6 protein-coding genes and 1 pseudogene are annotated in these 9,872 nt (G+C 61.7%); 4 read left to right on the forward strand and 3 right to left on the reverse strand.

What is annotated here, in order from left to right; translation table 11 throughout:
- Both EN879_RS12495 and EN879_RS12500 read right to left on the reverse strand, forming a co-directional pair.
- Nucleotides 1–701, reverse strand: a 701-nt coding sequence (locus EN879_RS12495) for a hypothetical protein (RefSeq protein WP_127274070.1), incomplete at its 3' end; no start/stop codon positions are given.
- Between the two features lie 74 nt (nt 702–775).
- Nucleotides 776–5,182: an autotransporter domain-containing protein gene (locus EN879_RS12500; protein ID WP_245493816.1), complete on the reverse strand. Its 4,407-nt coding sequence runs from the start codon at nt 5,180–5,182 to the stop codon at nt 776–778.
- Nucleotides 5,183–5,638: 456 nt separating this feature from the next.
- Between EN879_RS12500 and EN879_RS40575 the strand changes: the two genes are divergently transcribed.
- From EN879_RS40575 to EN879_RS12510, 4 genes are all read left to right on the forward strand, one after another.
- Complete coding sequence (locus tag EN879_RS40575; RefSeq protein ID WP_198032133.1) at nt 5,639–5,887, forward strand: N-6 DNA methylase; 249 nt, start codon at nt 5,639–5,641, stop codon at nt 5,885–5,887.
- A gap of 4 nt (nt 5,888–5,891) precedes the next feature.
- On the forward strand, nt 5,892–6,152 hold the full coding sequence (locus EN879_RS40580) for an N-6 DNA methylase (protein WP_275955649.1): 261 nt from the start codon (nt 5,892–5,894) through the stop codon (nt 6,150–6,152).
- Nucleotides 6,153–6,204: 52 nt separating this feature from the next.
- Complete coding sequence (locus tag EN879_RS40585) at nt 6,205–6,528, forward strand: N-6 DNA methylase (RefSeq protein ID WP_206516559.1); 324 nt, start codon at nt 6,205–6,207, stop codon at nt 6,526–6,528.
- Between the two features lie 264 nt (nt 6,529–6,792).
- Nucleotides 6,793–7,179: a hypothetical protein gene (locus EN879_RS12510; RefSeq protein WP_013525337.1), complete on the forward strand. Its 387-nt coding sequence runs from the start codon at nt 6,793–6,795 to the stop codon at nt 7,177–7,179.
- Between the two features lie 189 nt (nt 7,180–7,368).
- Here the strand turns inward: EN879_RS12510 and EN879_RS12520 are convergent.
- Nucleotides 7,369–9,872, reverse strand: a pseudogene (locus EN879_RS12520) (Tn3 family transposase); the annotation flags it as partial.

Genomic DNA, 9,872 nt, shown 5'->3' on the forward strand with positions numbered 1-9,872 from the left:
GAGTATTGTGTGAACAGGCGATAGGTAAGTGGGTCCGATAGCCAGAAAAGCGTTACGTAGCCGTCGATATCAGGCACATAGGTGAACCAGACGCCGGTTTCGCTCGCAGCCCACAGGCCATCCGCATCGTATGGGTCCAAATTGTTGGCGCTGACGAAATCCATTGACAGGGGTACCGGATCAGTCACGGCGTGATCGAAGAGTTGGGTGAGCGTCCAGCGCCCATTGTAGTTGAACCACTTGTCGAAGTAGGTTCCTCGAGCCACCGAGCTCAGGTCTATGATCTGTCGCTCCCCCCGTTCGACCGGACCAAAAGGAACGGGGTCGAAGTCCGGCAATTTGAGGCGCGGTATCATGACTGTGCTGGTCGCCGGTCGTGGCGACAACTTGCCCAGATCAAGCATGGATCCTGCTTTGCCAACCGCCGAACGCACGTTCCCCGCGATCAGATCCGTTCGATATTCTCGCCAATAGTGCCCGGACAGGATCTTGTCGAACGCGACCATCTGTTCGATCAGATGGTCGACGTCTTTGGCGGACCGTTTGGGCTTGGGAAGGAAAGCGTTCTGATGGCCAAGCAATTGCTTTCGCGCCTTGGCCTCACCTTCCAGAATGTCCGCGTCGAACGGCAGTTTACACCCCTCTGTTGGCGTAAAGCCGCTTTCATGCTTCGTGTGGAAATCGCCCATCAACTTGACCATGCTGCCTCCATCAGTCTCTGGCTAATCTTGCAACCAAGGTGACGGCGCTTCCTGATGATCGCCACCTCTCGCCGTCAGAATTTCACCGCGAGATCGAGCTTAGCGCCATTGTCGACAGCGCCACCGCCGAACTGTCCGGAATAGGACAGGGCGAGCGTCGCATTTGCCGACATTTTGAGGTCGATGCCGGCCTCGATCACGGCGCTGTCCGTGGCGATCGGCACGCCGGCGATGGTGAAGGCATCGCTGCCGGCAAAGGCGACCGTCGACAGCGGCGTGGTATCGCCGAAAGCGTGCCGCCAGCCGAGCATGCCGCGCGCTGTCGCATTGATGTTGCCGAGCGCAAAACCGGTCGAGCCGCGCAGGCCGAGCGTGGTGAAGGTGGCGTCGGTGGTGGAACCCGCGCTGGTCAACGCTGCCGCGCCGCCCTTTTCGGTAAAGCCGTCGGTGTGCACGCTGACATAGGCGAGATTGACGAAGGGCTCGAACTTGAAGCCCTCGGCATCGGGCCCGCTGCTACCGACCTTGTAGGCAAGTTCGCCGAAGATCTGCGCGGTGCCGGCGTCATAGTCGGCCGAAAGTTGATCGGCAAATCCGTTGAGGGCGACCGAGCGTTTTGTCGACAGGCTGCTCCAGCTGTAGGCCGCACCGGTTCGGAAAGCGATGGCGCCCCAGTTGGTGCCGCCATAGAGACCGAGATGGTAGTTGTCGGCGTCGCCGCTGGAGCTGCGATCATCGGCATCGAAGTTCGCATGGCTGTAACCGCCAAGCAGACCGACACGCCAGCCGCCCACCAGCGTGTCGGCGCCCGCCAGCAGGCCCCCCGTCGAACGATCGAAAGCGGCGGCGTTGCCGTCGCTGTCGGTGTTGCCCCAGGACCCGAAAGCCTGGCCCCAGACTGCAAAGCGATCGGTGTCGGCGGCGACCATTTCCGGTCCGCCTTCGCCATAGGCCATCACCGGCAGGGCAGCAGCGCTGCCATCGCCGAAAGCGGCACGAATGCGCGACGTCGCCGCATCACGGACGAAGCGGCTGTCCTCGACCAGCATGCCCTTAGCCGAGGCATGGATCTCGCCTGACAGCTGGTCGAAGGCAGCGCGTGCCTCGGCATCGGTGGCCAACCCGGCGACGGCGCCGAACACAGCCCCGCTAGTCAGGCTGTCCAGCCCTTCGCCCGTGGCGATCTGGTTCGGCGTCAGCCCGGCATCGGCGAAGTCACGCACCTTGGCCACGTCGAGATAGGCGTTGTTGGCGTCGTAGGTGTCGGTCACCGACAGGAATGCGGTATTGGTGACGCCGGTCACCGAACCGAATTCGCCGGTCAAGCCGCCGTCGGCGGTGAGCACCTTGTATTGCGCGCCGACTTGCAGGTTGCCCACCATATGGACTTCAAGAGTGGAACCGGCAGCCAGCGTCGTCGTGCCAGTCGAGACAAACTTGTCCGATTGATTGAGGCCCCCGATATCGACCGCATAGATCGAGCTTCCATCGAACTGCGCATTGCCGCTCGTGTTGAGCACATCGCCGGCGAAGCCGTTGACCACCGTCGTGCGGCCTTGATTCACGAACATCGCCAGGTTGGTGAAGTTGGTTGTCGCGATACCGCCCACTCCGGCAGCATCGACGATGCTCCCGGGACCATTGGTCATCGTGTCGCCGCCGCCGCCGAAATCGCTGGTGCCGCCCGCCGTGCGCCAAGTGCCGTTGTTGTTGAATGTGTCAGCAGCAGCGCCAAAGGTCACCGTACCGGTGATGAAACCTGCGTTGGCAAGGACGAACGGCCCGCCGGTGGCCACGAGCGCTGAGTCGGTCAGCAGCCCGGAGCTGTTGCGGATCGTACCAACCGACGTATTGGTGATGGTGCCGCTGGAACCCGTCACCGTCACACCGCGCGCTACGCCGCTGGCCGTGCCGGCAACATTGACGTTCACCACGCCGGCGCCGGTTGCCTTGATGCCTTCGGCGGCAGTGCCGGTGACCGCGCTGTTGGCAGTCACCGTGACCGTGCCGGTGCCGCTATTGGTCGCTTCGATGCCGGTCAGGCCCGACACCGCGCCGGTGGTCGTCACACCAACTGTGCCGGCGCCCGCCGCGTTGGTCTGACGCGCGATGATCGCCGTATTGCCCGTTGAGGACACCGCGCCGGCGTTCACCAACACACTGCCGCCGGTGGTGCGCGCGTAGACACCATTGCCCGACGTCGCGGTTACCGGACCGACCGTCTTCACCGTCGTCGAGCCGGAGCCTAAGTTCTCCGCGTCGACGCCGAATCGTGCGCCGATGGCACCATTGGCCGTCACGTTGATGTTGCCAGTTGCGGCAGCTGGGAAGATCGCGGTGACGATGCCGGCATTGCCCGACTTAATGTCGCCGTTCGCCAGCGCCGTGACATTGCCGGTCGTCGACTGCGCCTGGATATCGATGGCGTCCTTGCTGCCGGCCAGCGCCGTTACCGCGCCGGTGGTGACAGTGATGGCGCCGCCTGCGGCGGTATCGCGCACCACAATGCCTTTGCCTGCCATCGAGCTGCTGGCGCCTGAGATGTTGACGCTGACCGTGCCGGAACCATTGTTGAGGATGTTGGCTGCATCGCCGCTGCCGCCGGCGAAACCGCCGGCGCCGGTGACCAAGATATCGCCAGCGCCGCCGGTGCCGGCGATCAGCTCCAGGCCATCGGTCGCGCCGGTCACCGTGTTGGCGGCATTCACTGTCACTGCGCCGCCGCCGGCCGCCAGAATGCCCTCGGAGAGGGTGCCGGTGATCATGCCGGCCGTGGTGACGGTGATCGCGCCCGTGCCGCCAGTGGTCGCGGCGATGCCCCTCGTGCCAGAGACATTGCCTGTGGTCACATCGACCGTGGCCGCAGTCGCTGCGAAGACCATTTGGGCGGTGATGCCTGCAAACCCGGTGGCGGTGACGTCGCCCGCAGTCACCTTGATATTGCCGCCACTGCCCTGCGCAAAGATGCCGCCACTGCCGCCGCCAGTCGCGGTGACCGGACCAGCCGCCGTCACCGTGAGCGTGCCCCCGCCCAAGTTTACCGCGGAAATCCCGCTGCGGCCATCGATTGCGCCGTTGGCCGTCACGTCGAGATTGCTGGTCTCCGACCGGGTCTGCACGTCGATTGCGGTTCCGGCCAGCGCGCTCACGGCACCTGTGGTGACGCCAATGTCGCCGCCAAGGGCTGTATCGCGAACGTAGATGCCATGGCCGCCGGTGGAGTTGCTCGCGCCCGCAATGTCGACGGTGAGGGTGCCGGCGCCGTTGTTGAGGATGTTCGCCGCGTCGCCGGTCCCGCCGACGAAGCCGCCGACGCCGGTCACCGAGATGTCGCCGCCGCCGCCGGTCCCGCCGATCAGGGTCAGGCCGTTGGTCGCCCCGGTCACTGCCTCGAGGACGCTTACGCTCACTGCATTGTTGCCGGTCGCCACAATACCCTCGGCGAGGGTGCCGGTGATCGTGCCGGTGGCAGTGACGCCGACCGTGCCCGTGCCATTGTTGGTGGCCACGATGCCCGTCGTGCCGGAGACATTGTTCGCGCTCATGTCAACCGCGCCCGCGCCAGCTCCGGCGTGCCAGGCGACGATCGCCGTGTTGCCGGTGGCGGTGACATCGCGCGCTGCCACTATTACATGGCTGCCGACCGATGCGGCAAAGATGCCGTTGCCGGTGGTCGCGGCAATTGGACCCCCTGCGACCACCGTCGTCCTGCCCGTGCCGAGATTCTCGGCGTCGATGCCGAACCGGGCGTCAATCGACCCATTGGTGGTCACCTCGATATTGCCGGTTGCCGCACCTGGAACGATCACCGCCACCAAACCGGCGTTACCCGCCTGAAGGTCGCCATTGGCGGTCACCGCGATGTTGCCGGTCAGCGACTGGCTCTGCGCATCGATCGCGTCCTTGCCAAACGCCAGCGCGCTGACATTGTTGGTCTTGACCGAAACGCCGGTGCTGGTCGCTACGTCGCGGACGGTGATGCCTTCGCCTGTTGCCGCAGAGACACCTGCGGCGATGTTGATGTCGACCGAACCGGCACCTCCCGTCTGCGCCGCATCGAAGGCATTGCCGGTGCCGTTGTTGATGATGCTCCCACCCGTGTAGGTGATCACGCCGCCGGCTGCCGAGAGCGAGAGCGCCGCGGTGCCGCCAGCTGTTGGCATGTTGCCGGCATCAATGCTGATCGTGCCATTGTTGGTGACGTTGAGACCACCGGCGCCAGTGTTGGAAACTGCGAGGCCCTTGCCGCTTACCGTCGTTCCTGCATCGATGTTGAGGATGATCGGTGTTGCGATGGCACCAGAGTAAGCTCGGTCATTGGGCGGGTTATCAGGATACGTCGTGTCGATGGTGGTGGTATTGTCGCATTGGATCGTGGCGCCAACAACGAAGCAAGCCGACCAGGCCTGTCCCGGTGCCAGCAGGGTCGCGCCCGCAGCTGCGGCAACGCCAACAGCGGATCGCAGTGCAAGCCGGCTCACTTGAGAACGCAGCTTCCACCGCAAAGCCGAATTCGTGGAAGCCATTCCCGGAATCGAAGGCGAAAGAACAGCCTGCCTGTGCCCGATCATTCTTGCCATCACGCTCAGTTCCCGTCGAATTCTCGAATGCGGCGGAGACTGCGGCCAAGGCTGTGGACCGAACAGTCGTCATATGACGACTGTTCGTCGGTTTGTGGGTAAGCAATAGATTGCTGGCCGGCTTGTTGCCGGCTGGCCACATATTCTGTTGTGCTAATTATCGACCAAGGTGAAAATAGTGGCAGGCAGAGCTGACGCCACCCGTCAGAGCTCTGTCCGCACAATGCCTACGCACCTTTCAACAACACCACGAGCTGGCTCTGCCGGCGGCTTCCGGTTTGGCGAATATTCGCTCCAGAGAGACCGGGTGATCTGCGCCTCGACTTCGCGTGCGGCTCCGGCTCGCTGCTGCTGAACGTGCGCAAGCGCATGGGGCCGCACGGCATCGGCAGAATCTACGGGCAGGAAAAGAACATCACCACCTACAACCTCGCGCGCATGAACATGCTGTTGCATGGCGTGAAGGACACTGAATTCGAGATCTACCACGGCGATACGCTTTCCAATGACTGGGACATCCTGCGCGAATTGAATCCTGCAAAGAAGCCTTCCTTCGATGCCATTTGTGGCCAACCCGCCCTTCAGTTTGCGCTGGGATCCGACTGAGGCGATGGGCGACGATGTGCGGTTCAAGAACTATGGGCTGGCGCCCAAGTCGGCCGCGGACTTTGCCTTCCTGTTGCACGGTTTCCACTACCTGAAGGATGAAGGCGTAATGGCCATCATCCTCCCCCACGGGGTGCTGTTCAGAGGTGGGGCGGAAGAGCGCATTCGAACCAAGCTGCTGAAGGACGGTCACATCGACGCCGTCATCGGACTGCCCGCCAACCTGTTCTATTCGACGGGTATCCGGTCTGCATCCTTGTTCTGAAGAAGTGTAAGAAGCCCGACGATGTTCTCTTCATCAACGCAGCCGAGCACTTTTGAAGGACAAGCGTCAGAACAAATTAGGGGATGGCAAGAACGGGACAACGGACCATATCGGCAAGATCATCGAAACCTACAAGTTCCGTAAGGAGGAGGGCCGCTATTCCAAGCGCGTCAGCATCGATCGTATCGCCGACGAGGGTCACAACCTCAATATTTCCCGCTACATCAGAACGGCTGAGGATGAGCTCGAAATCGATCTAATAGCCGCCAATGAAGACTTGGTCGACATCGAGAAGCAGTTTCGCGCAGCGACAGCGAAGCACAACACATTCTTGCGCGAGCTTGGGCTTCCAACCTTGCCGCTTTCAAAAGGATGACGCCGGGCTCGAATCGACCATCAAGCAGCGCGCCGGTGCGCCTTGAGAGCTGCTGATTTCCCACGTCCGCTTTCGGTCTATATCGATGTTGGCTTGTACGGCGGTAATGAGGCGCATTGCTGCCGCTAGCTCACAGCTAGCTATCATCCGCTACGAGGATGGGGAAGCACAAGCAGTGCGCTGGAAATGGCGTCGGGCTCTGTTCACTTGCTATGCCTAGGAATGTGCATATATTGTGCGTAAGAGAGAGGTCGGAGATTTGTCATGACCCACGCACAGCTCGCACAATCGAAAGTGGTCTCAGGTTTTGTCGACAGCCTGCAGGAGCCGCGCACGCCTTATATCTCGCCGAAGCGCCTGTCGCAGGCGCTGGGCGTGAAGGTGGCCAACTTGGCGCAGTTGACCGGCGTCCACCGCAACACGCTCCGTAACCCGTCGTCGGAGCGACTGCAGGGTCGGATGCGCGAGATGGTGAAGGTGATTTCGGCCGCAACGGAACTCACCGGCGACGTCGACAAGGCGATCTACTGGTATCGCAATGAGCCGATCGCCGACTATGGCCATCGCACGGCGGCCGAACTCGTCGCGGGCGGCCAGGTCGAAGCAGTGCTGGCCTTCATCCGGGATCTCGAGAACGGGGCGCGCGGGTGAAGGTCACCCGCGTCGGGCCGGACGAGATCTTCCATCGCTATCTGACACCCAAATGGGCCTGCCCACCAGTGGTGGGGGCGCGGCGATCGATGGCGGGCGCTTCAATCGGCCCGGCGTCGAAGCCGTTTACCTGGGGTCGGAACAAGAGCAGTGCGAAATCGTACGCTAAGGTCGAACGGAGCAGGAACGTTATGCGGCACGGCGTAGCCCTGCCGGGAGGCGAAGCGACCTGAAGCCTTCCGGGAGATGTTGCTCGCTGTCCCAAGTGTAGATACCTGTCAGGTTGATGTGCTCCCAACTCAGCGGCGAGATATGCTTCAATAGCGTATCTGAGATGTTCCTTCCCGCTCGTTTGAGCTCTGTGACCGCGCGGTCGAGATAGACCGTGTTCCAGTGGACGATCGCGCTGACGACAAGATTGAGGCCCGATGCGCGGAATGCCTGACTTTCGAACGACCGGTCGCGGAGCTCGCCACGCTCATGAAAGAAGACTGCGCGTTTGAGTTTGTGCGCTGCCTCCCCCTTGTTGAGGCCGGCTTGGCAGCGCCGGCGCAGTGTCGAGCTCGAGTACCATTCAATCATGAAAAGCGACCGCTCGATGCGGCCGAGTTCCCGAAGAGCCTTGGCCAGTTGGCTTTCCTTCGGTGATGCCGAGAGCTTCTTCAAGATCGTCGAGGGCACGACGGCACGGGTGGTTATCGATGCCGCCAGATGAAGCAGATCGTCCCAGTGATCGAGGATCAGGGTGGTGTTGATTGGCGCTCCGATGTGGTTCGACAGCGCCGGGTATGCATCGCCTTTCTCGAACGTGTGGAACTTCCGATCTTTGAGATTGCGCAGTCGCGGTGCGAACCGCTTTCCGATCAGAGCGAATAGCCCAAAGACGTGATCGCTCGCGCCGCCTGTATCGGTAAAGTGTTCCTGGATGTCGAGGATCGTGTCCTGATCGAATAGTCCGTCGAGCACAAAGGCAGCCTCGCTTTCGGTCGGGCTGATGGGCAAGATGCTGAAGTAGCCGTACTGGTCTGACAGATGGCTGTAGAACTTCGATCCGGGCTCACTGCCGTAATGCAGATTGATATCTCCGCGCTTTGCGGCTCGGTCGCTTGCTCGGAAGAATTGGCCATCAGATGATGACGTCGTGCCATTGCCCCAAAGACGAGAATGCGGATGGCGGGTGTGTGCGTCCGTCACGCAGGCCTGGGCCGCACGGTAGGTTTCTGACCGCGCATGGAAGGTGCGCATCCAACTGATCTGGTGAGCGCTGATGCCTTTGGACGCGCTGGCCATCCGTTTCGGACCAAGGTTGGTTGCATCGGCCAGTACGCCAGCCAGCATGGCCGAGACATTCCTCGGAGTGTCACCCGTGCGAACATGGGTGAAGCAATCCGCAAAGCCGGTCCATTCATGCACCTCCCTCAAGAGATCTGGCACCTCGACCAACGGATAGAGCTCGCTGATCTCGGCATTTAGGTCCTCGGCTGCTGCGGGAACTTCGCCAGCTGCCGGCGTGACGATAAGCGTTCCACCTTCGAGACGAACACCGTCGAGCTTCCCGGATCGTGCCCTGTGCGCCAGGCGCTTCAGGTTGAAGTCGAGCATCTGCCGCGCTTCGGTAAGCCACGCCGCACCGTCCTCTTGGACACCAAGTCCGAGGCGACCTTCATCTTTCAGGATTGTGAACGTTGGCAGCGGCATCAGGTGCTCGTCGATCGGTCGGAAAGATCGGCTGCCGTCGACCCAAATGTCCGCGGATCTAAGGCGGTCTCGCAAAGCGGCGAGCGTAGCAATCTCATAGAGACGGCGATCGGGCTTCTCCTGCCCGAGGATTAGCCGTCGATCAGCTTGGCTGAGGTGGGTGACCGGGACGCGATCCGGAAGGCTCCGCCGCTTCTCGGCATAGAGCCGTTTCAGCAGCGAAATCGCCGCAAGAAGGGGGTCATGGCGGCGCGCTGAGCGGAATGTGAACGCCTGCAGGAACGCACCGGCGTACTTGTTGACGGTCGCATATTGCTCGGCCGCCAAGGTCAAAGGCGACGCCTCGTTGTCCTCGACCATCGACTCAAGCTCAGGCTACATCCGAAGCAACCGGTGCCATCCAACTTCTTGATCGAGAACCTCCAATGCGTTGCGGCCATAATCGTTCGCGGACTGCAGGGCTGTGATCGTGTCCAGGAACATGCGTAGCGCTTTGGCCGTATCCGGCCTGCAGTCCATGTGCCGCTGCTTCTTGCGGTTATTGGCTTGCGAGAACAGCCGGCCTATCAACTTGATGAACATCGACACTGCATCGTCAGTGAGCTTCTGGCCGAGCTTGATAATCTGCGCCACGATCAGCGCGTGTCGACGGCTGGCATTGAAGTCGTTGGCCAGCCATGCCGGTGTGGCGTTGCCCTCACGGATCATCTGATCCCACCGTCCAGATGATATACGCATCTGCAATTTCGGATCGATTTCTAGCTTGCGCAGGAAGGCGATCCGTTCGGTCAGCCCGACCAAGTTTGAAGCACCTGGCGCATCCGGCGCTGATCGCAGCCAATGAAAGCGCGTTTGGCCAATGGCCGGCTCAACCTCCAACAGCCTATCCAATGATTGAAGTGTATCGACCGAAATTTCTTCGATCAGCGCTCTCTCCGCCCGCCGACGGGCAATGGCGCGGGCGGCAAGACCGATCCGTTCGATCGTGTCGATCG

It is taken from the genome of Mesorhizobium sp. M7A.F.Ca.AU.002.02.1.1 (genome assembly GCF_003998535.1).
GTDB lineage: Bacteria > Pseudomonadota > Alphaproteobacteria > Rhizobiales > Rhizobiaceae > Mesorhizobium > Mesorhizobium ciceri.